The following is a 23,325-nucleotide window of genomic DNA, read 5'->3' as shown; positions in this document are numbered from 1 at the left end:
CGCGCAAGCGGCCTTCCCGCCAGAAGGTCAGTCGGCCTTCTTCGGCGCCTTCATCGTGGCTTCCAGCGACGCCGCATCCTTCATCATGTCGGGCATCAGCTTCATCATCTCGGGCAGGCTTTGGTAGGCGCCGCGCATCACTTCGGGATCGAACCACAGGCCCATCATCTGGCGGCCGTAGGCGGCGCCGGTCGGGGTGGCGAGGAAGCGCTGAATCTCGGCCAGTTGCTGCGCGTCGAAGCGGCGGGCCATCGATCGCGCCATGCCCTCGCGGAAGCGCGGTTCGGCCACCTCGCCGACCTTGACGAACATGGTCCGGACGAACGCCTTGCCCGCCGCCACCTTGGCATCGAACATCGGATCCTTGCGCGCCATCGCCAGGCGCAGCGGCTCGGTGCTCGGCGGCTTGGCGGCCAGCGCCGCCTTTTTTGTCTTGGGCTTGGGCGGCGCCAGGTCGGCGAAGTCGGCCTCGCTCATGCTCAGCACATGATCGGCCATCTTGTCGGTGAAGCCGTTCATCGCCTCGGCATAGGCCCCCTTGGGGAACATCGCGACGCTCATCTCGCGCGCTGCCGCCAGCCGCGCTGGCTCGGGTTCGGGACCGGCGGGGAACAGCTTGTCGAACAGCTTCGAGACGAACGCCATCGCCTCGGCCGGGTCGGTCTTGGCCTTGGGTTCGGCGACGGCAACCGTCTTCCTGGTCGGCGCTTCGGCGCGGACGGCGGTTGGAGCGACCATGGCGGCAAGCGCCAGAGCGAAAGAGAGACGACGTGCCACGTGGCGATGATCCCCGGAAGGGCGACCGGCCCCCTGCCGATCGCACTCCCGATATCTAACGCGGGCTACAGCCTTTCCGCAACCAGCGCCCGTTAACCGTCACACAGTGGCGATGTCGGGCGCGTCCTCGGCCTTCATGCCGACGACGTTGTAGCCGGCATCGACATGGTGGATTTCGCCCGTGACCCCGCTGGCAAGGTCGCTCAGCAGGTACAGCCCGGCCCCGCCAACGTCCTCGATGGTGACGTTGCGGCGCAGCGGCGAGTTATACTCGTTCCACTTCAGGATGTAGCGGAAGTCGCCGATCCCGCTTGCCGCCAGGGTCTTGATCGGACCGGCGCTGATCGCATTGACCCTGAGGCCGTCCTTGCCGAGATCGGCGGCGAGATACTTCGTCGCCGTCTCCAGCGCCGCCTTGGCGACGCCCATCACGTTATAGTGCGGGATCACCTTTTCCGCCCCGTAATAGGTCAGCGTCAGCATCGATCCGCCGGGCTTCATCAGCCGCGCAGCGCGCTGGGCGCAGGCGACGAAGCTGTAGACCGAGATGTTCATGGTCAGCAGGAAGTTGTCGAGGCTGGTGTCGACGAACCGCCCGCGAAGCTCGTTCTTGTCGGAAAAGCCGATCGCGTGGACCAGGAAGTCGAGCCCGCCCCAGCGCTCCTCGATCTGGGCGAAAGTGCGGTCGAGCGCGTCCATGTCTCCGACATCGCAGTCGACCAGGAAGTCCGATCCCACGCTCTCGGCCAGCGGGCGCACCCGCCGCTCCAGCGCTTCGCCCTGATAGCTGAACGCCAGCTCGGCGCCCTGGTCGCCAAGCTGCTTGGCAATACCCCACGCCAGGCTGCGATCGTTCGCCAGGCCCATGATCAGGCCCTTCTTCCCCGCCATCAATCCCGTCATGCAATCTTCCCCTCTTCGGCTGCCGCAAGGGCTGCCTCCGCCGCCGCCGGGACCTCGTCCACCTGGCTTGGCTTGATCGTCACCTTCTCGCCCGGCTCCGGCTCCTCGATCTCGAGGGTGGCGGCGTGCGGTCCGGCATATTGTTCGCCCTCTAGCGCCTTCGCGTCGGTTTCTGCCAGCCCGGCGTTGAGTTCGGCGCCCATCACCACGCCCAGGCCCACGGTGAAGAAGAACAGCAGCGCGATCATCACCCCGGCGAGGCTGCCGTAGGTCAGGTCATAGCCGCCGGCGAGGCTGATCGCCTGGGGCAGCAGGGTGGCGGTGCCAACCCACCACAAGGTCACCAGCAGCGCGCCGGGCCATTTGCGGCACCCGCGCTTGCGATAGCGCGAGGGGGTCAACACCACAAAGGTCAGGTAGACCGTCAGGTAGAGCGCTAGGCCCGGCACGATCCGGATGAGCGTCAGCGTGCTTTCGACCTCCGCCAGCGCGGGCACCTTGGCGACGATGAACGCCTCGATCGAACTGAGCAGCACGGTCGCCGCAAGCGAGATCATCAGCAGCAGGATCAGCGCCAGCATGAAGGTTGCCGAGATCAGCCGATATTCCCAGAAGGGCGCGGTATATTTGACGCCGTAGGCGCGGCGCAGGATGTCGCGAATGGTCTCGATGAAGCTCGATGCCGTCCACAGCCCGACCAGCGCGCCGAACCACAACAGCGGCCCCTGGCGTGCGGTCAGCACCTCGGCCACCGGCTCGCGCAGCACGTTGGCGATGCTTGGCGGGAGCGAGCCCAGCACATTGACCACCGCCGCCTGCGCGCCCTCGGACGATCCCAGCAGCTGCGCGACCGCCGCCGCCAGGATGAAGAAGGGGAACATCGACAGCAGGCTGAGGTAAGCGATGTTGCCGGCGTGGATGAAGCCGTCGTTGTAGACGCCGACCAGAACCCGCTTGGCGACCTCGAACGGCTTGGTCCCGGGCTTGACCCGCTCCACGACCTGCGTGCCGAACCTGGCCTGGATTGCCGCCAGACGCTTGCGCCTGGCTTCGGGACTCTGGGGGGAAATGTCCTGCATCTAGGGGGTTAGACGCCGAGACCCGCCCGAGGGTTGCCTTCGCTGCCGGTCCAGCCCTCGACAAAGCGCTCCAGTTCGGCGTCCGCCGCCGGCAGGTCGACCATCAGGGTGACCAGCAGGTCGCCGCGCGTTCCCGCCTTGTCGCTGAACCCGCGGCCCTTGATCCGCAGCACCTTGCCCGAACTGGCGCTCTTGGGGACGCTCAGCATCACTGCGCCGTCGGGGGTCGGCACCTTGACCTTGGCCCCCAGCACCGCCTCCTTGAGGCTGACCGGCAGGTCGAGCCGGACATTCTGCCCGTCGCGGGTGAAGAAGCGGTGCGGTTCGATCGCGATGGTCACGATCGCATCGCCCTTGCCGCCGGGGCCCGCTTCCCCCTTGCCGGCGAGGCGGATCTTGGCGCCATCCTCGACGCCCTTGGGAAGCTTGAGCTCGATCGTCGCGCCGTCGGCCAGGGTCACCCGTTGCGGCTCAAGCGTCGCGGCATCGGTGAACGGCACCGTCAGGCGATACGCGACGTCGGCGCCCTTGACCGCCGCTCGCGGCCGGGCGCCGGCACCGCCGCCAAACGGCGATCCGCCCGCCCGCCGCGCCCCACCGGCACCGCCGAACAGGCCTTCGAACAGGTCGGACAGGTCGGGACCGGCTGCCCCGCCGCCGCCGGGAAAGCCTTCAAAGCCGCCGCCGCCACCACCCGGCCGGGCGCCGCCATAGCTGCCACCACCACCGAAGCCCCCGCCGAACGGCATCTTGGGATTGCCCTCCTCGTCGATCTCGCCCCGGTCGTAGCGGGCGCGCTTGTCCGCGTCGGACAGCAGGTCATAGGCCGCGGTCACCTTGGAAAAGCGCTCGGCGGCCTTGGGATTGTCCTGGTTGCGGTCGGGGTGGAGCTGCTTGGCGAGACTTCGATAGGCCTTCTTGATCTCGGCCTCGGTCGCTCCGCGTCCCACCCCCAATTGTGCGTAAAGATCCATGGCTCCTCTTAGAGCAAAGTCGTTCCCGCACCAGCTAGGTCCGCATTGCTTGCCTGCCAAGGCGGGGAGCGGATAGAGGGGGCGCCATGTCCCCAACCGATCCCTTTGCCCTGTTCGCCGAGTGGATGGCCCTGGCGACAGCGCAGGAGATCAACGACCCCGACGCCATGGCGCTGGCCACCTCCACCCCCGACGGACGCCCGTCGGTGCGGATGGTGCTGATGCGCAGGCACGGCCCCGACGGCTTCGGCTTCTTCACCAATCTCGAAAGCCGCAAAGGGCAGGAGATCGCCGCGAACCCGTGGGGCGCGCTGTGCATCCACTGGAAGAGCATCCGCAAGCAGGTCCGCGCCGAAGGCCGGCTGGTACGGGTCAGCGACGAGGATGCCGACGCCTATTTCGCCAGCCGCTCGCGCAACAGCCAGATCGGCGCCCATGCCAGCGATCAGTCGCGCCCCCTCGAGAGCCGCGACACCTTCACTGCTCGGGTCGAGGAGGTGAAGGCGCGCTTCACCGAGCGCGACGTTCCGCGTCCCGAGCATTGGTCGGGCTTCCGGCTGGTGCCCGACCGGATCGAGTTCTGGGAAGACGTCGAATATCGCCTCCACCACCGCCGGCTATTCGAACGCAGCGCTGACGGGGCCTGGACGCAAGGGCTGCTCTATCCGTGAGAGTGGTCGGACCCGAACGCTCGCGGCTGACGCAGCGCGCGGCGCTGGCCAGCGTGGCGATGGCGCTGATCCTGCTGCTGGCCAAGGGCTGGGCGGCGATCGAGACCGATTCGACCGCCATGCTCGGCAGCTTGGCCGACACCGCGCTCGACCTCGTCGCCAGCCTATTCACGCTGGCCGGGGTGCGGATTGCCGCGCTGCCGGCCGACCACGATCACCGCTTCGGCCACGGCAAAGCGGAGGCTCTGGTCGCGCTCGGCCAGGTGGTGCTGATCGCCGCCAGCGCGCTCGGCATCGGCTGGCGCGCGATCGACCGGCTTTTGAACGGCGCCCCGACCGCCAATGCCGAGCTTGGCATCGGCGTGTCGATCGCCGCGATCTTCGGCACCCTGCTGCTGCTCGCCTATCAGCGGCGGGTGATCGCCAAGACCGGCAGCCTCGCGATCCAGACCGACAACATCCACTACAAGTCGGACATCTTCCTCAACCTGGCGGTGATCGCCGCGCTGGTGGTCGACCAGTTGCTCCACGTGCGCGGCGCCGACGGGGTGTTCGGGATCGTGCTCGCCGTCTGGCTGCTATGGGGCGCATGGAAGGCGGCGGGCGACAGCGTCAACCAGCTAATGGATGCCGAATGGCCGGCCGACAAGCGCACCGCCTTTCTCGAAGCCTGCCACGACTATCCCGAACTCAACGGCATGCACGACGTGCGCACCCGTTCCAGCGGGGCCCACGACTTCATCCAGTTCCACGTCTGGGTGCCCGAGGAATGGACCGTCAAGGAAGCCCACGACCGCATGGACGCGGTCGAGGAAGACCTCCAGCGGCGCTTCCCCGGGACCGAGATCTTCCTTCACCTCGACCCCGAGGGCCATACCGACCGCGAGGGCATGCTGCCCCACGAACTGACGGAGAGCCGGTGACCGAGCCCCTTCTCCTGCCTTTCTTCCAGGTCGATGCCTTCACCAGCGGCCGACCGCTGACCGGCAATCCGGCGGCGGTGATGCCGCTCGACGGCTGGCTGCCCGACGAGACCCTTCAGGCGATCGCGGCCGAGAACAACCTCAGCGAAACCGCCTTCACCGTGCCGCTGGCCGATGGCGAGGCCGACTATCACCTGCGCTGGTTCACCCCGACGGTCGAGGTCGACCTGTGCGGCCACGCCACGCTCGCCAGCGGCCATGTCCTGCTGAACGGAGAGCAAGTGCGCTTCCGCACCCGCTCGGGGGTGTTGACCGTGACTCGCGGCGACGGGCTGCTGTGGCTTGACCTCCCCGCCAGCCGCCTCAGCGAAGGCGAAGCGGCGGCGGCACTTGACGCGCTCGGGGTCTCGGGCGAGGTCCGGATCGGCAGCGGCGGCAATGGCGCCATCCTCGTCCGGCTCGCCGACGAGGCCGCGGTCCGCGCGGTGCGTCCCGACTTCACCCGCCTGCGCGCGATCGACGCGCTGGTGATGGTCACCGCGCCCGGCACCCGCACCGACGTCGCCAGCCGGGTGTTCGCCGCCTACCACGGGATCGACGAGGACCCGGTCACCGGCTCGGCCCACTGCGCGCTGGTGCCCTATTGGGCGGCCGAACTTGGCCGGAGCGAGTTCACCGCGGCGCAGGTCGGTTCGCGTGGCGGCGACCTGCACTGCCGGCTGGCGGGCGACCGTGTGAAGCTCGGCGGACAGGCGCTGACGGTCATCGAAGGCACCTTCCGCCTTTGACCGCTCCCGCCCTGCCCCGCAAAGTGGGCGCGGGCGGCGCCGCGCTCCTGTCCTTCAACGGCGCGGTCGGAGCGGCGGTGTTCGCGCTTCCGGCGACGCTCAACGGCGACGTCGGGCCGTGGGCCGCCCTACTGTTCCCCGCCGCCGCCCTCGTCATGCTGCTGATCGCCATCCCCTTCGCCAGGGCGATTGCGGCGATGCCGGGCGACGGCGGCCCGGTGGTCTATGGCTCTGCCTTCGGGCGCTTCGCCGGGTTCGAGCTCGGCTGGACCTACTACATCGCGCGGATGGCGGCGTTCGCGGCCAACGTCCACGTGCTGGTCGACTACATCCTGCGCTGGACTGAGATCGCTCCGGCGCCGTGGCTGCGCAGCGCGCTGATCCTCCTCACCATCGCGCTGCTCGCCGCGATCAACATCGCGGGCACGGCGCGGGCGTTGCGGCTGCTCGGCGGCCTGACCCTGCTCAAGAGCCTGCCTTTGGTAGGTCTCGCCGCACTCGCTCTGTTCACCGTCCCGCTGCCCGCCTTCGGCCCGCCCCCACCGCTGTCGGCGACCGAGGCCAGCATTCTCCTCGTATTCTACGCCTTCATCGGCTTCGAGAATTCGGTCGCCGTGTCGGGCGAGGCGCGCGACGGCGGCAGAGCCATCGCCCGCGCCATGCTGGTCACGATCTTCCTCATCGCCCTGCTCTATTTCTTGGTCCAACTCACCTTCTCGGCGGTGTCACCCCCGGTCGAAGCCGGCGAGAAGGCGCCCTTGCTGGCGCTCGGCACCGCGCTGCTCGGGCCGACCGGCGCACTGCTGATCCTGCTCGCCGCCGTCACCAGCCTGCTCGGCAACCTCCACGCCAACATGACCGCGTCGCCGCGGGTCAGCCATGCGCTGGCCGCCCGGGGCGACCTTCCGGCCTGGGCGGCCGCGGTCCACCCGCGTTTTCTCACCCCGTACGGCTCGATCCTGCTGATGGCCGCCATCGTCGCCGCTCTCGCGCTGAGCGGCGGGTTCGTGTGGCTTGCGGTGGTCAGCACGCTGGCGCGGATGGCGGTCTATGCCGTGACCATCGCCGCCTGGCTGAAGATCGCCCGCCGCTCGTCGGGTGAAATCGCGCTCGGCGTCCTCGGCATCCTGCTGTGCGCGGCGGTCTCGACCCAGGCGACCGCCGTGGCCTGGGCGACACTCGCAGCGCTGTTGCTAGCCGGCCTGTTGCTGTTCCTGTTCGCCCGCCGCGCCCGCTAGCAATTCCTCGAGCGCGTCGAGCAAGGGCTCCTGGCTGGCGAGAATCCGCGTCCGCGCCTCGGCCATTCCCATCCACGCGACCCGGTCAAGCTCGGGATAGCTGCGCATCCGCCCCGATTTGGGCGGCCATTCCAGCTCGAACGCATTGCTCTGCAGCGCCGCCGGATCGAATTCCCCTTCGAGCGCAAACACCTCGACCAGTTTGCCGCCGTTCTGGCGCACCGTCCTCAGCGGCACGGGGGTCCCGGCGGGCACCGGCCCCACTTCCTCCGCAAATTCGCGCAGCGCGGCGTCGAGCGCGCATTCACCGGCCTCGATCGCGCCCTTGGGCACCATCCACGCCCCGGCATCCTTGCGCGCCCAGTAAGGGCCGCCGGGATGGCCCAGCAGGACTTCCTGCGCGCCGCCAGCGGATTGGCGATAAAGCAAAATTCCGGCGCTGCGTCGGCGCGGGGTGGCGGTGTCGCTGGGCATTCTCCCCTTCATTGGCTTTTCAGCCCCGCCGCGCAATGCCATGCTGGAGGAAAGCAGGCGGTGGGAGAAAGCGACGTGCGAAGTGCAGGATTGATGATCGGTGCGGCAGTCCTCCTCGCACTGCCCGGTGGAGCCGCCGCGCAGAAGCTCGATTCCCGGCTTGCGGCGGTGCTTGACTGCCCCCGCATCACCGATCCGGCGCAGCGCCTCGCCTGTTTCGACGCGGCGGTCACCCCGCTTCGCCAGGCCGCGTCCAGCGGCTCGCTTGAGGCGCGCTCGCTCGGCCCCAAGGCGCTCGATGGCAAGATTCGCGCGACCCGCGGTCAGGGCTATGATCAGATGCTGATCCAGCTGGAGAATGGCGATCGCTGGCTGCTCAAGATCGAAGGCAATGAACGGCTGCCCAAGGCCGGCGCCGCGGTCACCATCAAGCGTGGCGCGCTCGGCAACTGGTGGGTCAAGGTGGCGGGCGTGCAGACCTTCCAGTCGCGCTTCCTCGGCCAGCCCGACTAGGCCGCGAGCTCGGCCCCCGCCTCGGCCGCACCTGTTTCCTCGATCCATCCGCCGCCGAGCAGCCGCTCTCCTTCGTAGACCACCGCCGCCTGGCCCGGGGCGACCCCGAACTCCGGCTTGTGAAAGCGGATCGTGCCGTCGTCCAGCCGCGCCCGCACCGGCCGGCTCAGCGAGCGGACCTTGACCTCCACCTCGCGCTGGTCCTCGCCCAGCCAGTTCCAGCTTCCGACCCGCGCTTCGCTGATTGCCAGCGCCTGCTTGGGGCCGACCACCAGCCGTTTCTCGTCGGGTTCGATCCGCACCACGTAGAGTGGCTCGGGCGATCCGCCGATCTCTAGGCCGCGGCGCTGGCCGACGGTGAAGTGGACGATGCCGCGGTGGGTGCCGACCACGCGCCCCGCAAGATCGACGATCTCGCCCGGCGCCTCGGTCTCCGGTCGCATCCGCTTGACCAGCCTGGCATAATCACCGTCGGGGACGAAGCAGATGTCCTGGCTGTCGGGCTTGGCCGCGACAATCAGCCCGGCTTCGGCCGCAAGCGCCCGGACCTCGGCCTTGGGCAATTCCCCGATCGGGAAGCGCAGCAGGTCGAGCTGCTCGTCGGTGGTGCCGTACAGGAAATAACTCTGGTCGCGCGCCGGATCGCGGCCCTTGTGAAGCTCGGCCTTACCGTCCTTCACTACCCGCCGGACATAATGGCCGGTAACCAGAGCATCGGCGTCGAGCTCCCGCGCGAAGGCATGGAGATCGGTGAACTTCACCCCCTGATTGCACAGGGAACAGGGCACCGGGGTGCGCCCGCGCGCATAATCGTCCGCAAACCGCTCGATCACGCCTTCGCGGAACCGGCTCTCGTAATCGAGAACGTAGTGCGCGATCCCCAGCTTCTCGCACACTTGCGCGGCATCAAAGATGTCCTGGCCCGCGCAGCAGGCCCCCGACCGTTTGGCCGCCTCGCCATGATCGTAGAGCTGCAGCGTCACCCCGATCACCTCCGCGCCCGTGCCCGCCGCGAGCAGGGCGGCGACCGATGAATCGACCCCGCCGGACATGGCGACGACGATCCGCGCGGCGGCGGCCGGCTTGGGTATCTGGAGGTCGGAAAAAGTCACGGCGACGTCTTTACCCGGCATTCACCCTCTTTCGCTAGTGCTGGCGGAAGACGGGAAGAGGCGAGACATTTGGCCGAGAGTGCAAAATTTGCAGACGTGGCGGGGACGCTGAGCAGCGACGAGCTTGGCGCCGTGCTGGCGAGCATCGGCCCGTGCGGGGGTGCGGGGGACCGCCTCGCCGCGGTCGTCGCCCTCCTCGCCAACGGGGGCGGCGAACCGGGGAAAACGGTTCGCGGTGCCTTCGCCGGGGCCGACCCGGCCTCCGCCGATCAAAAAGTGAGGAGCGCGTTTACCAGCGCACTTCACGGTTGCTTGAGAGAACCCCCGGTAAACGCTGGCTCACCGGCAACCACCAGTTCCGTCTGAGGAAGCAATGCTAGAAAACCAGAAATTCCGCCCCCATCAGGTGATCGGCCCGCTCGGCGAGCCGCTGACGCTTGATTCGCTGCCCAAGCCGGGCACGACGCGCTGGGTGGTCCGCCGCAAGGCCGAGGTGGTGGCCGCCGTCGCCGGCGGGCTGCTCACCGTGGACGAGGTTTGCGCCCGCTACGGTCTCAGCCTGGAAGAGTTCGCCGGCTGGCAGCGGGCGGTCGATCGCAGCGGCATGCCGGGCCTGCGGGTCACCCGGATCCAGCATTACCGCCAAGTCTACGAACGCCAGCAGCGCTATTAACTGACGCTCGTTCCGGAACCGATACAGCCGAACACCGTTCCCCTCCCCGGAACAAGACCGTCTCCGAGGCGTCTTGAACCCCAATGAAGCGCCCGGCGGAACACGTACGGGCGATACAGGAGGGAACGCACAATGGAATGGATTCTCATCATCGTCGTCGGCGGTGTGCTTGGCTGGCTTGCCAGCATCGTGATGCGCACTGACGCCCAGCAGGGTATCTTCCTCAACATCATCGTCGGCATCCTGGGCGCCCTGCTCGGCCGGTTCCTGCTTGCGCCGCTGCTTGGCGGTGGCTCGATCACCGACGGCCCGCTCAGCCTGCCGAACATCCTGGTGTCGCTGCTGGGTGCCATCATCCTGCTCGCGATCGTCAATCTCGTTCGTCGTGGTCGGGTGCGCTAAGCGCTCAGCAGCCTCGTCAAACTGACTGACCACTACATCGGGGTCGCCTGCTCTTGGAGCGGGCGGCCCCTTTGCTTATGGAGCGGCGCATGCCCCTGTCCTGGATCGCCCTCGTCCTCCTCGGAGCCCTGCTCGGCTGGCTCACCAGCGTGATCGTCCACAGCCGGACCCTGCGCGACGTGTTCGGCCTGGTCGCGCTCGGCGCGCTCGGCGCGGTGCTCGGCGCGCTGGTCATCACCCCGGTGCTGGCGGGCAAGCTGGAGCCGACCGGCTTTTCGCTGCCGGCCGTGCTCCTTTCGCTGCTTGGCGCCTTTCTGGCGCTCGGCCTCACCCTCCTGGCCGGGCGGCTGGGACGCCGCCGGCCGGGCTGAGGCCCCCTCCGCCTAGCGCCGCTTGAGGGTCAGTCGGTAGATGAAGAGGATTAGGATCGCGCCGACGATGGCGGCAAGGAAGCCGGCGCCGTCGGTCGGCTGATCATACCAGCCAAGTGCGCGGCCGAGGAAACCGGCCACTAGGGCCCCGCCGATACCCAGCAGAATGGTAACGATGCAGCCGCCGGGATCCTTGCCGGGCATCACCAGCTTGGCGATTCCGCCGGCCACGAGCCCGATGACGATCCACGACAGCCATCCATATTCCGGTGCCAGCATGCAAATATCTCCTGTTTTAAGGAGACCACCGCTACCAATTCTGTCCCGCTTTGGGCAAACAACTTTCGACAGGTCGGAGGGAGCCGTTGGTCGAATGGCGCTTGCCGTTGGTCGGCAACACGCCTTCCCTTGCGGCAAGTGCCTTATGCGTATAATACAGCTGCGGCGTGATCGTCGCGTCGAACTAGAAGGTAGACAGGAATGAATCGCGAGACCCGGCTTGCGCGGGACGAAACGGTTGTCGTGGTGGATGACACCCGGAGGCGGCGCAACCTCATCATCGCCGTGCTGATCGGCGCCCTGGTGCTGGGGCTCGCTTATTACCTGTTCAACCGCGAGAGTGCGCCGGTCAATTCGTCGGCCACGGCTGCTGCGGAGAAGGGATCCGGACGTCCCGGCGGGCAGGTCCCGACCGTGACCGTGATCGTGCCTGGACGCAGCCAGGTGGCGCAGATCATCACCGCCAGCGGGGCGCTCGCCGCCCGCCGTGACCAGCCGGTCGGCGCTGCCGGCCAGGGTGGCCGGGTCACCGCGGTGCTGGTCGATGCCGGCACTTGGGTCCGCGCCGGGCAGACCCTGGCGACGGTGGATCGCTCGGTCCAGGTCCAGACTACCGCGCAGCTTGCCGCCGCGGTCGAATCCGCCCGCGCCAGCGCCGCGCTGGCCCAGAACGAATATGATCGCTCGGCCTCGCTCGTCGGCCGCGGCTTCGTGTCCAAGGCCGATCTGGATCGCAAGCGCGCCGCACGCGACCAGGCCAATGCCCAGGTCCGGGTGGCGCAGGCGCAGCTTGGTGCGACCCGCGCCGGAATCGGCCTGCTCGACATCCGCGCCCCCAGCGCCGGCCTGATCCTCCAGCGCAACCTGGAGGTCGGTCAGGTAATCGGCCCGGGCAGCCAGGGCCTGTTCCGCCTCGCCCGCGGCGGCGAGATGGAAATGCGCGCCCAGCTCAGCCAGCAGGACCTGGCCGCCATGCGGGTCGGTATGCCGGCCAGCGTGACCCCGATCGGAAGCACCTCCAACGTCGTCGGTTCGGTGTGGCAGGTGTCGCCGGTGATCGATCCCCAGTCGCGTCAGGGCGAAGTGCGGATCGCCATCCCCTATTCGGCCGGAATCCGTCCGGGCGGTTTTGCCGAAGCACGCATCTCGGCCGGGTCGACCACCGCTCCGCTGCTTCCGCAGAGCGCGGTGCTGTCCGACAATGACGGTAATTACGTCTACGTCGTGAACGCCAAGAACGAGGCCGAACGGCGCAGCGTCAAGATCGGCACTGTCGACGAAAGCGGCGCGACCATCGTTGCCGGGCTGACTGGTCAGGAAGCCGTCGTTCTCTCGGCCGGACCGTTCCTCAATCCCGGCCAGAAGATCAATCCACGGCGCCAGGCCGCGGCCAACTAAGCTGCAATCCAGGCGCTAGGCAGGACAGTCAGGCATATGAGTTTCCGGAACATTTCGGCCTGGTGCATCCGCAACCCGGTCCCTCCGATCGTGCTCTTCATCGCGTTGCTGCTGACGGGCATCTACGCCTTTGCGACGATGGAGGTCACCAACAACCCGGACATCGACTTCCCGGCGGCCAACGTCACCATCTCGCAGCCTGGCGCCGCTCCGTCCGAGATGGTCAACCAGGTCACCCAGAAGGTCGAAGCGGCGGTTCGCGGGGTCGAGGGCGTCGACGAGATCAATTCGGACGTCCGCGAAGGCAACAGCAACACCTTCGTCCAGTTCAAGATCGGCACTCCGACCGACCGTGCGGTCAATGACGTCAAGGCGGCGATCGACCAGATCCGCGGCGACCTTCCCGACGGCATCCTCGAGCCGCAGGTCAGCCGAGTGAACATCGGCGGCGACGGCTTCGTGTTCATCGCGGTCGAAGCGACCGACATGAGCCTGGAAGAGCTCAGCTGGTATGTCGACAGCCTGGTGTCGCGCCGCCTGCTGGGTCAGGCCGGAATCGCCCAGGTGAGCCGCGAAGGCGGCGTCGACCGCCAGATCCGCGTCATCCTTAATCCCGCCTCGCTCCAGTCGGAGGGAATCACCGCGGCGCAGGTCAATGCGCAGCTGCGCCAGATCAATCTCGACGCCCCGGGTGGCCGCGCTGAGATCGCCGGATCCGAGCAGACGGTGCGCGTGCTCGGCAACGCCAAGAGCGCCACGGCACTGGCCGACACCCAGATCGCCCTGCCCGGAAACCGTTTTGTCCGCCTCGGCGAGATCGCCCAGGTCCGCGATTCCTCGGCCGAACCCCGCTCCGCCACCGAACTCGACGGCCGTCCGGTGGTCAGCTTCAACGTCGCCCGCGCCAAGGGCGCCTCGGATGTCACCGCCTACGAGAATACCTGGGCCGAGTTGCGCAAGATCGAGAAGGAGGATCCGCGGATCCGCTTCGTCGAGATCAACAACAGCGTCGATTACACCAAGAGCCAGTACAAGAGTTCGATGTCGGCGCTGCTCGAAGGCGCGGTGCTGGCAGTGCTGGTCGTCTTCATCTTCCTTCGCGACATCCGCGCGACGCTGATCTCGGCGGTCGCCATCCCGCTCTCCGCGATCCCCGCCTTCTGGTTCATGGACCTCATGTCCATCAACCTGAACTTCCTCTCCCTGCTGGCCCTGGGCCTGGTGGCGGGCGTGCTGGTCGACGACGCGATCGTGGAGATCGAGAACATCGTCCGCCACATGCGGATGGGCAAGAGCGCGTACCAGGCGTCGATCGACGCCGCGGACGAGATCGGCCTCGCCGTGCTTGCAACCACCATGTCGATCGTCGCGGTGTTCCTGCCGGTCGCGCTGATGCCCGGCATCTCCGGCCAGTTCTTCCGCAACTTCGGCTATACGGTCGTGCTGGCGGTGTTCATGAGCCTGCTCGTGGCGCGCATGATCACGCCGCTGATGGCGGCCTATTTCCTGCGCAGCGGCGGCATCCAGGAACATGCCTCGGGCAAGTGGATGGAGCGCTATCTCAACACGCTCCGCTGGTCGATCGACCACGACAAGGCCGATGCCGCGAAGGACCGTGCGCGCGGCTTCTTCGGGCGCCGGCTGGCGCGCTTCCGCGATCACCGCGTGTGGATGATGGGCGTCGGCTTCGCGATCTTCGGCGCCACCATCATCGGCATCATGACCCTGCCGATGACCTTCCAGCCGGAGCAGGATCAGCCGAACAGCTCGATCCGGATCGGCCTCGCCCCGGGCACCACGCTCGACCAGACCAAGTCGGTCGCCGCCCGGGTGCGCGAGATCGTCCTGCGCAATCCGAACGTCGAGAACGTCTTCCAGCGCAGCTTTACCTCGTCAGCGTTCCTCAACGTCGTCTACAAAAAGGACCGCGAGAAGAAGAGCTTCGAGATCGAGCGCGAGATCACCCCGCAGCTGGCCTCGATCGCCGATGCCCGGGTCAACTTCAACAGCCAGGGCGGCGGCGGCCCGGGCAGTGGCGGACGACCCATTTCGCTCTATCTCGGCGGCGACGATCCGGTGAAGATCGCCGATGCGGCGAACAAGATCGCGGAGGAGATGCAGACCATCCCGACGCTGGTCGCGCCGCGCGTGGCGGGCGACGTCGTGCGTCCTGAAATCCGGATCAATCCGCGCTTCGACCTGGCCGCCGACCTGGGGGTCAGCACCTCGTCGCTGGCGCAGACGATCCGCATCGCGACCATCGGCGACATCGACCAGAACAGCGCCCGCTTCTCGCTGTCCGACCGCCAGGTTCCGATCATCGTCAGCCTCGACCGCTCCGAGCGGCGGGACATCTCGACCCTCGAGAACCTGCCCGTTCCGACCGCCAGCGGGGGATCGGTGCCGCTCAAGTCGGTGGCCGAGATCAGCTTCGGTTCGGGCCCGGTGACGGTGAACCGCACCAACCAGATGTACCGCATCGCGATTGGCGCCGACCTGACGCCCGGCACGATCAGCGGCGACGCCTGGAAGCAGATCGACAAGCTGCCGACTCTTCAGAACCTGCCGGCCGGCGTTCAGCGCCTGCAACTGGGCGACCAGAAATGGCAGCAGGAGTTGATCTTCAATTTCGTCCTGGCGGTGCTGGCCGGAATCGCGCTGGTGTTTGCGGTGCTGGTGCTGCTCTACCGCCGCTTCCTCGCGCCGTTGGTCAACCTCGGTTCGCTTCTGCTGGCCCCGCTGGGCGCGGTGGTCGCGCTCCACGTCGCGGGCATGCCGCTCAGCCTGCCGGTCTTCATCGGCCTGCTGATGCTGCTCGGCATCGTCGCCAAGAACTCGATCCTGCTGGTCGATTTCGCGGTGGAGATGATGGACCATGGCATGACCAAGGACGAGGCGATCGTAGAAGCCGGGCACAAGCGCGCCCAGCCGATCGTCATGACCACCGTCGCGATGGTCGCCGGCATGGTCCCGATCGCGCTCAGCCTGACCGGCGACGGCAGCTTCCGCTCGCCGATGGGCGTGACGGTGATCGGCGGCCTGCTGCTGTCGACCTTCCTGACCCTGCTGCTCGTCCCGGCCTATTTCAGCTTGGCGATCGACATCGAGACCTGGTTCGGACGCAAGTTTGGCCGTCACCTCAGCGCCACCGCGCACGAAATGCCGGGCGAGGAAGCCGATGGCCGCTCGCAGCGCCCCCCGGGATCCCCCGTTCCGCAACCGGCGGAGTGAACCTGACCGGGGGTTCGGCTATTGAGTGGTCCGGATGACTCGTTCCGGACCACTCTCCCGCTTCAATCCGGCTCAGCCCGGGGCCGCCGGCATGAAGGTCGTCGCGACCGGCCTGCTGGTCGTCATGGCCGCGCTGTTCGTGCTGACCCGCGCGATGGAGCCGCGCTATCCCTGGCTCGGGCTGGTCAAGGCCTTTGCCGAAGCCGCGATGGTCGGCGGGCTGGCCGACTGGTTCGCGGTCACCGCGCTGTTCCGCCACCCGCTCGGCCTGCCGATTCCCCACACCGCGATCATTCCCCGCAACAAGGACCGGATCGGGCTCACCCTCGCCAACTTCATCCGCGACAATTTCCTGGTTGCGCGGGTGGTCGCACGGCGGATGCGCGGGATCGACGTCGCCGCCGCCGCCGGCCGCTTCCTGCGCGCCCCCTCGGGCGAAGGGACCCGCATCCGCCGCGGCGCCTCGCGCCTGATCGCCGACCTGTTCGAAGCGCTCGACGACGAACGGTTGGGTGGGATCGTCAAGGGCGCCATCTCCCAGCGCATCGCCAGGACCGAGATATCGCCCCTGCTCGGCGCCGCGCTCGCCTCGGCGATCGAGGACAATCGCCACGTCCCCATGCTCGAAGCCGCAATCCGCGCCCTATCGCGCGCGCTCGACGCCAACGAATCTTTGATCCGCGACATGGTAAAGCGCCGCGCCAGCTGGGTGCTGCGCCTCGCCGCGCTCGACGAGAAGCTGGCCGACGCGATCGTCGAAGGCCTGCGCAAGCTGACGCTGGAAGTCAGCACCGATCCCGACCATCCGATGCGCGGTAAGATGGTCGAAGCCCTCTCCAGCCTCGCCCACGACCTCCAGCACAAGCCCGAGACCCAGGCCCGGGTCGAAACCTGGAAGGAGGAACTGCTCGCCAATCGCTCGGTCGCGCAATGGCTCGACCGCCTGTGGCAGAAGGGCCGTGCCTCGATCATCGCCGCCGCCCGCAATCCCGACGCGGCCCTCGCCGGGCGGATGGGCGAAGTGCTGCGCTCGGCCGGTACGACGCTGGAAGGCGATCCCCGCATTCGCCGCGCGGTCAACCAGTTCGTCCGCCGCGCCGCGGCCGGCATGGCGGCAAGCTACGGCGGCTCGATCGTCAGCCTTGTCAGCGACACCATCCGCGGATGGGACGCGCGCACCGTCACCGAACGCCTCGAATCCGCGGTCGGCCGCGACCTCCAGTACATCCGCATCAACGGCACATTGGTCGGCGGCCTGGTCGGCCTGGTCCTCCACCTGCTCGACACGCTCTAATCGGCGTCGCTGTATTTCCGACGCTTCTCCGGCTATCGGCGCCCCCATGACCACCGAGCACCGCACCTTCACCGTCGCCGCGGACGACGACGGAATCCGGCTCGACCGCTGGTTCAAACGCCACATGGGCGAGGAGGTCAGCTTCAACCTCGTGTCGCGCTGGGCTCGCACCGGCCAGCTTCGCGTCAACGGCGAGAAGGCGACGCCGGGCGACCGGATCGAGGCCGGCCAGACCATCCGCATTCCGCCGCGCGACGCCCAGCCCGCGCGCAGCGATCGCCCGAGCCGAGTGCTCGAGCAACTCACTGATGACGAGCGCAGCTTCGTCCAAGAGATGGTGATCGACACCACCCCCGACGCGTTCGTCCTGAACAAGCCGCCGGGCCTCGCCACCCAGGGCGGGACCAAGACCGACCAGCATCTCGACCGCCTGCTCGATGGCCTCGCCGACGAGGAGGGCAATCGCCCCAAGCTGGTCCATCGCCTCGACAAGGATACCAGCGGCGTCCTTCTGGTCGCTCGCTCGGCCCGGAGCGCAGGCTTCTTCTCCAAGAGCTTTGCCGGCCGCACCGCGCGCAAGGTCTATTGGGCAGTGGTGGTCGGCGACCTCAGCCAGGACGAGGGGCTGATCGACGCCCCGCTGGCCAAACAGCCCGGCACCGGGGGCGAGAAGATGCACGTCGCCGAGGACGGCCAAGCCGCCCGCACCCGCTTCCGAGTGATCGACCGCGCCGGCACCCGCGCCGCCTTTGTCGAGCTCCAGCCGCAGACCGGCCGTACTCACCAGTTGCGCGCACACATGGCGCATCTCGGCCATCCGATCGTCGGCGACGCCAAATACGGTGGGGCCGACGCGTTCCTGACCGGCGGGGTCAGCCGCAAGCTCCACCTCCACGCCCGCCGGCTCAAGATCGACGCGCCGGGCGGCAAGGAGATCGACGTCTCTGCCGAGCTTCCGGCGCATTTCGCCGAGACGCTGGCGACCCTCGGCTTCGAAGCACGCGACGGCGACAACATGCCGCTCGACCGGCCCGACCCGGCCAAGAGCGCCGAGGTGCAGTTCCGCCGAAAGGCTGCCGCCGCCAAGACCGCGCGCAAGGAGCGCAAGGGCGAGCGCCGCGGCCGCGGCGCCGCCTCGGCTCCGGCCAAGGCTCCTCGTGCCAAGGGCCCGCCCGCCAAGGGTCCGCCCGGCAAGGGACCGCCGAGGGGCCGCAAATGATCCGCTGCGCGATCTTCGACTGCGACGGCACGCTGGTCGACAGCGGCGGGACCATCCACCGCGCGCTCGGCCTCGCCTTTGCCGAGCATGGCCTGACCCTCCCCCCGCGCAGCCAGGCCCAGCGGGTGATCGGCCTGTCGCTGGTGGAGACGATGGCCGAGCTAGCCCCGGCGCACGACCCCGACCTTCATCAGCGGATGGCGCAGACCTACAAGGATGCGTTCGTCACCCTGCGTGGGCAGCGGGAGGTCGAGGAGCCGCTGTACGACGGCATCCTCCCCTTGCTCGACGCGCTGGAGGAGCGCGGCTGGCTGCTCGCCGTCGCCACCGGCAAGTCCGACCGCGGGCTGCGGCATTGCCTCACCAGCCACGGCCTCCACGCCCGCTTCCTGTCGCTCCAGACCGCCGACCGCCACCCGTCCAAGCCCCACCCATCGATGACTCTCCAGGCGCTCGCCGATTGCGGCGCTGACGCGCAGAATTCGGTGGTGATTGGCGACACCGGCTGGGACATGGGCATGGCCAAGGCCGCGGGAGCCCATGCGATCGGCGCGCTGTGGGGCTATCACGACGAGCGCGAACTTCGTGCCGCCGGCGCCGACACCCTCGCCGCCCAACCCTCCGAGGTGCTGAATCAGGCCGAGGCGCTGGTGACGGTGGGCGCATGAGCCCGACCGACGACGTGTGGCGCAAGCGCTTCGGCATCTTCGCGCTGCTCCGCATCTCTGGACTGCTGCTGTTCCTGCTCGGCATGGGGATCGTCTTCAGCGACCTCGTCCGCCCCGGCGGCGCGCTTGGGCTCGGGATGGTGGTGATCGGCTGCGGCCTGATCGAGGCCCTGCTCGGCCCGGTGCTGCTCCGCCAGCATTGGGAGAAGGCCGACCGCCGGTGAAGCGTTTCTGGAAACGGGGCGAGGCAATCGCCGACGAGGGTGGGCACTGGCGGATCGAGCTCGACGGCCGCCCGGTCCGCACCCCGGTCCGCGCGCTGCTGCTGCTGCCGGGCGAACCACTCGCCGCCGCGGTGGCAGCGGAATGGGATTCGGCGGGTGAGACGATCGACCCCCGCGCCATGCCGCTGACCGGGCTCGCCAATGCCGCGCTTGATCATGTCGCGCCGCGTCCCGGCGACTTCGCCGACGGCCTCGCGCGCTACGCCAACAGCGACCTCCTCTGCTACCGCGCCGATTCGCCCGACAAGCTGATCGCCGCGCAGGCCGACGCCTGGGATCCGCTGCTGCAATGGGCCCGCCGCCGCTTCGACGTCGACTTCGCCGTCACCCACGGCGTCTCGCCGGTGGAACAGCCGCAGGCGACGCTCGATCGGCTGGGCCAGGCGGTTCACGCGTTCGATGCCTTCACCCTGGCCGGTCTCTCGCCGCTGGTCACTGTCGGCGGCTCGCTGATTGCCGCCCTTGCGCTGCACGAAGGAGCGGTCGGCGTCGACGATGCCTGGCAATCGGTCAGCCTCGACGAGCGCTGGCAGCTCGACCAATGGGGCGCCGACGACGAAGCGGAAAAGGCGATGGCCGCGCGCGAAGCCGACTTCCGTGCCGGGGCCCGCTTCCTCGAGCTGCTGCCCGCCGCCTAGTTCGGCTTTTCCACCAACTGCCGCACGAAGTTGAGCAGGTAGGGCTGGCGTTCGCGCCGCAGACGCTCCGCCTCGACGATCGCCTTCACCTTGGCCGCGCAACGGTTCACGTCCTCGTTGATCAGGACATAATCATATTCCGCCCAATGCCCGATCTCGGCCGCCGCCCGGCGCATCCGGAAATCGATCACCTCGGGCTCGTCGGTCCCGCGATCGGTCAGCCGCCGCTCCAATTCGGTCATCGAGGGCGGCAGGATGAAGATCCGCACCAAGTCGGTGCGGAAGGCATATTCCAGCTGCTGGGTGCCCTGCCAGTCGATGTCGAACAGCGTGTCGCGCCCGGCCTTCAGCGCTTCCTTGATCGGCTCCTTGGGGCTGCCGTAGCGATGGCCGAAGACATAGGCCCATTCCGCCAGCTCGTCGGCCTCGATCAATTGCTCGAACTGGGCTTCGTCGACGAAATGATAATCTACATCGGCGACCTCGCCCTCGCGCATCGGGCGGGTGGTCGCGCTGATCGACATGGTGATGGTCGGGTCTCCCTCCATCAACATCCGGCTGATCGTCGATTTGCCTGCCCCCGAGGGCGACGACAGCACGATCAGCAGGCCGCGACGGGTGCGCTCTGAGTGGTCCATGCGCGCTCTTGCCGCCACCGGGCGGCCAGCGTCAATGCTGCATGTGCGAAGAAAACACTTGATTCGTGGTGCACCGCACTATATTGTGCACTGCAACAAGGAAGAATGATGACCGACACCATGGACAACGAAACCTTCAATGCCGCCACCGAAGTGGCCGATCACGCCGAGCCGGTCGAAGCTTCGGTCGTCGACGCCGTAAAGAAGGTCAATGCGCGCCGGGTCAAGACCGAGCGCAAGCCGCGGGCCCGCAAGGCTGCCGGTGGCCAGAACGTCAACAAGACCAGCGCGCCGCGCGCCGCCAAGGCAGCCGCGCCCGAACCCAAGGAAACCACCATGAACTTCGATCCCAGCAACAGCTTCACCAGCTTCCAGCCGCTCGCCGCCATTCCCGGCATGGACCGCCTCCAGACCCTGTTCGCCGACGCCGGCAGCAAGGGCCAGGAAGCGATCGAGAAGGGCCGCAAGTCCGCCGAGGAACTGACTCAGCTGACCCGCGCCAACGTCGAAGCGATGGTCGAAGCCGGCAAGATCGCCGCCACCGGTGCCAAGAGTGTCGGCGAGGACGCCCTCAGCCGCGTCCGTGAAGGCGTCGAGCAGAACGTCGCCGAGCTGAAGAGCCTGGCCCAGGCTTCGAGCCCGACCGAATTCTTCCAGCTGCAGAGCGAGATCGCCAAGTCGAACTTCGACCGCCTGGTCGCCAGCTTCAGCCAGCTGACCGAAGCCTCGGTCAAGCTCGCCGGCGAAGCGATCCAGCCGCTGTCGAACCGCGCGGCGCTCAACGCCGAAAAGATCAACGAGATGACTGCCTGATAACTCCTCCTCCTGTCAGCCAGTCTTGCGGCCGCCCCTTGCGTATCATGGGGGCGGCCGCTTTCATTTCGGCTTTCGGGTCCAATCGGGCGACAAGACCGCTCGTCCGCCTTGGCAAGCCGGGGCGGCATCCCTTATCTTAGCGGCGTGTCTATGATCGAGCGCATCCACATGGCCGGCGAGGACGACGTGCCCGGCAAGTCCGACGGCGTCGAGGAGATCGAGCGCGGGGTCGTCACCCGCACTCGCCCGCGCACGCGCAAGCCAAGCAACTACAAGGTGCTGATGCTGAACGACGATTATACTCCGATGGAGTTCGTCGTCCTGTGCCTGCAGCAATTCTTCTCGATGAGCATCGAGGATGCGACCCGGGTGATGCTCCAGGTCCACCAGCAGGGCGTCGGCGTATGCGGCGTGTTCACCTACGAAGTCGCCGAGACCAAGGTCACCCAGGTCACCGATTTCGCGCGGGAAAACCAGCACCCGCTCCAATGCACGCTGGAAAAGGCGTAATTTTTGGTGCCGCTTCCCTTCAGGGGAGCTGTCAGCGCAGCTGACTGAGGGGTACTTGCCCTCCACAACAACCCCTCCGCCCCTCCGGTACACCTCCCTGGAGGGGAGAAGCGAGCTTGCCCTTGCACCCCCGCAACGAAGTTCTAAACGCCGCTGCATGGACTCGATCGTCATTCAGGGGGGCAACAGGCTCGAAGGCGCCATCCCCATTTCGGGCGCGAAGAACAGTGCGCTCACCTTGCTGCCCTGTGCCATCTTGACCGATGAGAAGCTGACCCTCAGCAACCTGCCGCGGCTGGCCGACGTCGACAGCTTCGGCCACCTGATGAACGAGCTTGGCGTGTCGACCAAGATCGAGGGGATGCACAAGGGCGAGGTCGGGCGCCGGATGACTCTGCGCGCCGAAAATCTCGTGTCCACCGTCGCCCCCTACGACATGGTGCGGCGGATGCGCGCCTCGATCCTGGTGCTGGGTCCGCTGCTGGCCCGCGCCGGCGACGCCACCGTCTCGCTGCCCGGCGGATGCGCGATCGGCGACCGCCCGATCGATCTCCACCTCCAGGCGCTGGAAGCGATCGGGGCTGAGATCGAGATCGCCGCCGGCTTCGTCCGCGCCACCGCGCCGGGCGGTGGACGGCTCAAGGGCGGCGACTTCACCTTCCCTGTCGTCTCGGTCGGCGCGACCGAGAATGCGGTCATGGCCGCGGTACTCGCCGCCGGCCGCACCAACCTCTACAATGCGGCGCGCGAGCCCGAGATCGTCGATCTCTGCCGCCTGCTGCAGAAGATGGGCGCCCACATCGAAGGCGAAGGCAGCCCCCACATCAAGATCGAGGGCGTCGAGAAGCTTCATGGCTGTACCTATGCCGTCATGCCCGATCGGATCGAGGCCGGCAGCTATGCCTGCGCGGCCGGGATCACCGGCGGCAGCGTCGACCTGATCGGGATCCGCCCCGAGGACATGCTGGCGACCACCAACGCCCTGGTCCAGGCCGGGCTGATGATCGAATTTCACGACAAGGGAATGAAGGTCAGCGCCGACGGTCCGCTCAAGCCGCTGGCCCTGTCGACCGCGCCCTTCCCCGGCTTCGCCACCGACATGCAGGCGCAGTTCATGGCGATGCTGTGCCGCGCGGGGGGCGAAAGTTTCCTCGAAGAGACGATCTTCGAGAATCGCTACATGCACGTGCCCGAGCTTCGCCGGATGGGCGCCAACATCGATGTGCGCGGTCGCTCGGCGATCGTCCACGGGGTCGAAGGGATGACCGGCGCCAAGGTGATGGCGACCGACCTGCGCGCCTCGATGAGCCTGATCATCGCCGGCCTCGCCGCCGAAGGCGAGACTGAGGTGCTGCGGGTCTATCACCTCGATCGCGGCTACGAGCGGCTGGAAGAGAAGCTTTCGGCCGTCGGCGCGACCATCGAACGCCGCGGCGGCGGCTGAGGAAACCA

At 67.8% G+C, this 23,325-nt stretch carries 26 protein-coding genes; 18 read left to right on the top strand and 8 right to left on the bottom strand.

The window, feature by feature from the left end:
* Positions 1-27 precede the first annotated feature (27 nt).
* From M1K48_RS12325 to M1K48_RS12310, 4 genes are all read right to left on the bottom strand, one after another.
* A complete protein-coding gene (locus tag M1K48_RS12325; RefSeq protein WP_249503500.1) occupies positions 28-777 on the bottom strand; it encodes a hypothetical protein in 750 nt (249 codons plus the stop codon).
* Between the two features lie 99 nt (positions 778-876).
* Positions 877-1,680: an enoyl-ACP reductase FabI gene (gene fabI, locus M1K48_RS12320; protein WP_249503499.1), complete on the bottom strand. Its 804-nt coding sequence runs from the start codon at positions 1,678-1,680 to the stop codon at positions 877-879.
* Complete coding sequence (locus M1K48_RS12315) at positions 1,677-2,759, bottom strand: YihY/virulence factor BrkB family protein (protein ID WP_249503498.1); 1,083 nt, start codon at positions 2,757-2,759, stop codon at positions 1,677-1,679. Before M1K48_RS12315 ends, fabI begins: the two co-directional genes overlap by 4 nt.
* 8 nt (positions 2,760-2,767) lie before the next feature.
* Positions 2,768-3,733 (bottom strand): DnaJ C-terminal domain-containing protein, encoded by a 966-nt coding sequence (locus tag M1K48_RS12310; RefSeq protein WP_249503497.1) that lies wholly within the window; start codon positions 3,731-3,733, stop codon positions 2,768-2,770.
* Positions 3,734-3,819: 86 nt separating this feature from the next.
* Here M1K48_RS12310 and pdxH point away from each other — a divergent pair, with 86 nt between their 5' ends.
* The 4 genes from pdxH to M1K48_RS12290 are packed head-to-tail and all read left to right on the top strand — an operon-like array spanning position 3,820 to position 7,353.
* Complete coding sequence (gene pdxH, locus M1K48_RS12305) at positions 3,820-4,404, top strand: pyridoxamine 5'-phosphate oxidase (protein ID WP_249503496.1); 585 nt, start codon at positions 3,820-3,822, stop codon at positions 4,402-4,404.
* Between the two features lie 2 nt (positions 4,405-4,406).
* Complete coding sequence (locus M1K48_RS12300) at positions 4,407-5,327, top strand: cation diffusion facilitator family transporter (protein ID WP_406697371.1); 921 nt, start codon at positions 4,407-4,409, stop codon at positions 5,325-5,327.
* Positions 5,324-6,115, top strand: a complete 792-nt coding sequence (locus tag M1K48_RS12295; RefSeq protein ID WP_249503495.1) for a PhzF family phenazine biosynthesis protein — start codon at positions 5,324-5,326, stop codon at positions 6,113-6,115. Before M1K48_RS12300 ends, M1K48_RS12295 begins: the two co-directional genes overlap by 4 nt.
* Positions 6,112-7,353: an APC family permease gene (locus M1K48_RS12290; protein ID WP_249503494.1), complete on the top strand. Its 1,242-nt coding sequence runs from the start codon at positions 6,112-6,114 to the stop codon at positions 7,351-7,353. Before M1K48_RS12295 ends, M1K48_RS12290 begins: the two co-directional genes overlap by 4 nt.
* On the opposite strand, the gene M1K48_RS12285 is transcribed toward M1K48_RS12290, so the two are convergent.
* The gene (locus M1K48_RS12285) at positions 7,309-7,827 is read right to left on the bottom strand and encodes an NUDIX domain-containing protein (RefSeq protein ID WP_249503493.1); all 519 of its coding nucleotides are present in this window, start codon (positions 7,825-7,827) and stop codon (positions 7,309-7,311) included. The two genes, M1K48_RS12290 and M1K48_RS12285, sit on opposite strands and share 45 nt — an antisense overlap.
* 93 nt (positions 7,828-7,920) lie before the next feature.
* On the opposite strand from M1K48_RS12285, the gene M1K48_RS12280 reads away from it, so the two are divergent.
* Positions 7,921-8,340 carry a hypothetical protein gene (locus M1K48_RS12280; protein ID WP_249503492.1) on the top strand — a complete coding sequence of 140 codons (420 nt, stop codon included), beginning with the start codon at positions 7,921-7,923 and terminating at the stop codon, positions 8,338-8,340.
* Here M1K48_RS12280 and mnmA read toward each other — a convergent pair.
* Complete coding sequence (gene mnmA / locus M1K48_RS12275) at positions 8,337-9,473, bottom strand: tRNA 2-thiouridine(34) synthase MnmA (RefSeq protein WP_249503491.1); 1,137 nt, start codon at positions 9,471-9,473, stop codon at positions 8,337-8,339. The two genes, M1K48_RS12280 and mnmA, sit on opposite strands and share 4 nt — an antisense overlap.
* Positions 9,474-9,825: 352 nt before the next feature.
* Between mnmA and sciP the strand changes: the two genes are divergently transcribed.
* The 3 genes from sciP to M1K48_RS12260 all read left to right on the top strand — a co-directional run bounded on the left by sciP (position 9,826) and on the right by M1K48_RS12260 (position 10,898).
* A complete protein-coding gene (sciP, locus tag M1K48_RS12270; protein WP_249503490.1) occupies positions 9,826-10,125 on the top strand; it encodes a CtrA inhibitor SciP in 300 nt (99 codons plus the stop codon).
* A 132-nt stretch (positions 10,126-10,257) separates the two neighbouring features.
* Positions 10,258-10,527 (top strand): GlsB/YeaQ/YmgE family stress response membrane protein, encoded by a 270-nt coding sequence (locus M1K48_RS12265; protein ID WP_249503489.1) that lies wholly within the window; start codon positions 10,258-10,260, stop codon positions 10,525-10,527.
* 89 nt (positions 10,528-10,616) lie between these two features.
* Positions 10,617-10,898, top strand: a complete 282-nt coding sequence (locus tag M1K48_RS12260) for a hypothetical protein (protein WP_249503488.1) — start codon at positions 10,617-10,619, stop codon at positions 10,896-10,898.
* A gap of 12 nt (positions 10,899-10,910) precedes the next feature.
* On the opposite strand, the gene M1K48_RS12255 is transcribed toward M1K48_RS12260, so the two are convergent.
* Positions 10,911-11,177: a GlsB/YeaQ/YmgE family stress response membrane protein gene (locus M1K48_RS12255; protein ID WP_249503487.1), complete on the bottom strand. Its 267-nt coding sequence runs from the start codon at positions 11,175-11,177 to the stop codon at positions 10,911-10,913.
* Positions 11,178-11,378: 201 nt separating this feature from the next.
* On the opposite strand from M1K48_RS12255, the gene M1K48_RS12250 reads away from it, so the two are divergent.
* From M1K48_RS12250 to M1K48_RS12220, 7 genes are all read left to right on the top strand, one after another.
* The gene (locus M1K48_RS12250; protein WP_249503486.1) at positions 11,379-12,575 is read left to right on the top strand and encodes an efflux RND transporter periplasmic adaptor subunit; all 1,197 of its coding nucleotides are present in this window, start codon (positions 11,379-11,381) and stop codon (positions 12,573-12,575) included.
* A 36-nt stretch (positions 12,576-12,611) separates the two neighbouring features.
* The gene (locus M1K48_RS12245) at positions 12,612-15,806 is read left to right on the top strand and encodes an efflux RND transporter permease subunit (RefSeq protein WP_249503485.1); all 3,195 of its coding nucleotides are present in this window, start codon (positions 12,612-12,614) and stop codon (positions 15,804-15,806) included.
* A gap of 91 nt (positions 15,807-15,897) precedes the next feature.
* Entirely contained in the window at positions 15,898-17,100 is a 1,203-nt protein-coding gene (locus tag M1K48_RS12240; protein ID WP_249503484.1) for a DUF445 domain-containing protein, read from the top strand.
* A gap of 46 nt (positions 17,101-17,146) precedes the next feature.
* Entirely contained in the window at positions 17,147-18,319 is a 1,173-nt protein-coding gene (locus M1K48_RS12235; RefSeq protein ID WP_249503483.1) for an RluA family pseudouridine synthase, read from the top strand.
* Positions 18,316-18,987: an HAD-IA family hydrolase gene (locus M1K48_RS12230; RefSeq protein WP_249503482.1), complete on the top strand. Its 672-nt coding sequence runs from the start codon at positions 18,316-18,318 to the stop codon at positions 18,985-18,987. Before M1K48_RS12235 ends, M1K48_RS12230 begins: the two co-directional genes overlap by 4 nt.
* Complete coding sequence (locus tag M1K48_RS12225; RefSeq protein ID WP_249503481.1) at positions 18,984-19,211, top strand: hypothetical protein; 228 nt, start codon at positions 18,984-18,986, stop codon at positions 19,209-19,211. The genes M1K48_RS12230 and M1K48_RS12225 overlap by 4 nt, the downstream gene beginning before the upstream one ends.
* A complete protein-coding gene (locus tag M1K48_RS12220; RefSeq protein WP_249503480.1) occupies positions 19,208-19,909 on the top strand; it encodes an ATP12 family chaperone protein in 702 nt (233 codons plus the stop codon). The genes M1K48_RS12225 and M1K48_RS12220 overlap by 4 nt, the downstream gene beginning before the upstream one ends.
* On the opposite strand, the gene gmk is transcribed toward M1K48_RS12220, so the two are convergent.
* A complete protein-coding gene (gene gmk, locus M1K48_RS12215) occupies positions 19,906-20,547 on the bottom strand; it encodes a guanylate kinase (protein ID WP_249503479.1) in 642 nt (213 codons plus the stop codon). The two genes, M1K48_RS12220 and gmk, sit on opposite strands and share 4 nt — an antisense overlap.
* Positions 20,548-20,652: 105 nt before the next feature.
* Between gmk and M1K48_RS12210 the strand changes: the two genes are divergently transcribed.
* The 3 genes from M1K48_RS12210 (at position 20,653) to murA (ending at position 23,317) form a co-directional block, all read left to right on the top strand.
* Positions 20,653-21,360, top strand: coding sequence for a phasin family protein (locus tag M1K48_RS12210; RefSeq protein WP_249503478.1), 708 nt, complete (start codon positions 20,653-20,655; stop codon positions 21,358-21,360).
* Positions 21,361-21,531: 171 nt separating this feature from the next.
* The gene (clpS, locus tag M1K48_RS12205; protein ID WP_249505255.1) at positions 21,532-21,873 is read left to right on the top strand and encodes an ATP-dependent Clp protease adapter ClpS; all 342 of its coding nucleotides are present in this window, start codon (positions 21,532-21,534) and stop codon (positions 21,871-21,873) included.
* Between the two features lie 157 nt (positions 21,874-22,030).
* Positions 22,031-23,317 (top strand): UDP-N-acetylglucosamine 1-carboxyvinyltransferase, encoded by a 1,287-nt coding sequence (gene murA / locus M1K48_RS12200; RefSeq protein ID WP_249503477.1) that lies wholly within the window; start codon positions 22,031-22,033, stop codon positions 23,315-23,317.
* Positions 23,318-23,325 lie beyond the last annotated feature (8 nt).

The organism is Sphingomonas glaciei, from assembly GCF_023380025.1.
GTDB lineage: Bacteria > Pseudomonadota > Alphaproteobacteria > Sphingomonadales > Sphingomonadaceae > Sphingomicrobium > Sphingomicrobium glaciei.
This window is presented reverse-complemented; position numbering and strand designations above follow the sequence as displayed.

Bases quoted from the DNA above. Each gene is read 5' to 3' on its own strand.
- fabI (WP_249503499.1), bottom strand. From the start codon at position 1,680: ATGACGGGATTGATGGCGGGGAAGAAGGGCCTGATCATGGGCCTGGCG.
- M1K48_RS12315 (WP_249503498.1), bottom strand. From the start codon at position 2,759: ATGCAGGACATTTCCCCCCAGAGTCCCGAAGCCAGGCGCAAGCGTCTG.
- M1K48_RS12310 (WP_249503497.1), bottom strand. From the start codon at position 3,733: ATGGATCTTTACGCACAATTGGGGGTGGGACGCGGAGCGACCGAGGCC.
- pdxH (WP_249503496.1), top strand. From the start codon at position 3,820: ATGTCCCCAACCGATCCCTTTGCCCTGTTCGCCGAGTGGATGGCCCTG.
- M1K48_RS12285 (WP_249503493.1), bottom strand. From the start codon at position 7,827: ATGCCCAGCGACACCGCCACCCCGCGCCGACGCAGCGCCGGAATTTTG.
- M1K48_RS12280 (WP_249503492.1), top strand. From the start codon at position 7,921: ATGATCGGTGCGGCAGTCCTCCTCGCACTGCCCGGTGGAGCCGCCGCG.
- mnmA (WP_249503491.1), bottom strand. From the start codon at position 9,473: ATGCCGGGTAAAGACGTCGCCGTGACTTTTTCCGACCTCCAGATACCC.
- sciP (WP_249503490.1), top strand. From the start codon at position 9,826: ATGCTAGAAAACCAGAAATTCCGCCCCCATCAGGTGATCGGCCCGCTC.
- M1K48_RS12265 (WP_249503489.1), top strand. From the start codon at position 10,258: ATGGAATGGATTCTCATCATCGTCGTCGGCGGTGTGCTTGGCTGGCTT.
- M1K48_RS12260 (WP_249503488.1), top strand. From the start codon at position 10,617: ATGCCCCTGTCCTGGATCGCCCTCGTCCTCCTCGGAGCCCTGCTCGGC.
- M1K48_RS12255 (WP_249503487.1), bottom strand. From the start codon at position 11,177: ATGCTGGCACCGGAATATGGATGGCTGTCGTGGATCGTCATCGGGCTC.
- M1K48_RS12250 (WP_249503486.1), top strand. From the start codon at position 11,379: ATGAATCGCGAGACCCGGCTTGCGCGGGACGAAACGGTTGTCGTGGTG.
- M1K48_RS12245 (WP_249503485.1), top strand. From the start codon at position 12,612: ATGAGTTTCCGGAACATTTCGGCCTGGTGCATCCGCAACCCGGTCCCT.
- M1K48_RS12240 (WP_249503484.1), top strand. From the start codon at position 15,898: ATGAAGGTCGTCGCGACCGGCCTGCTGGTCGTCATGGCCGCGCTGTTC.
- M1K48_RS12235 (WP_249503483.1), top strand. From the start codon at position 17,147: ATGACCACCGAGCACCGCACCTTCACCGTCGCCGCGGACGACGACGGA.
- M1K48_RS12230 (WP_249503482.1), top strand. From the start codon at position 18,316: ATGATCCGCTGCGCGATCTTCGACTGCGACGGCACGCTGGTCGACAGC.
- M1K48_RS12225 (WP_249503481.1), top strand. From the start codon at position 18,984: ATGAGCCCGACCGACGACGTGTGGCGCAAGCGCTTCGGCATCTTCGCG.
- gmk (WP_249503479.1), bottom strand. From the start codon at position 20,547: ATGGACCACTCAGAGCGCACCCGTCGCGGCCTGCTGATCGTGCTGTCG.
- M1K48_RS12210 (WP_249503478.1), top strand. From the start codon at position 20,653: ATGATGACCGACACCATGGACAACGAAACCTTCAATGCCGCCACCGAA.
- clpS (WP_249505255.1), top strand. From the start codon at position 21,532: ATGGCCGGCGAGGACGACGTGCCCGGCAAGTCCGACGGCGTCGAGGAG.
- murA (WP_249503477.1), top strand. From the start codon at position 22,031: ATGGACTCGATCGTCATTCAGGGGGGCAACAGGCTCGAAGGCGCCATC.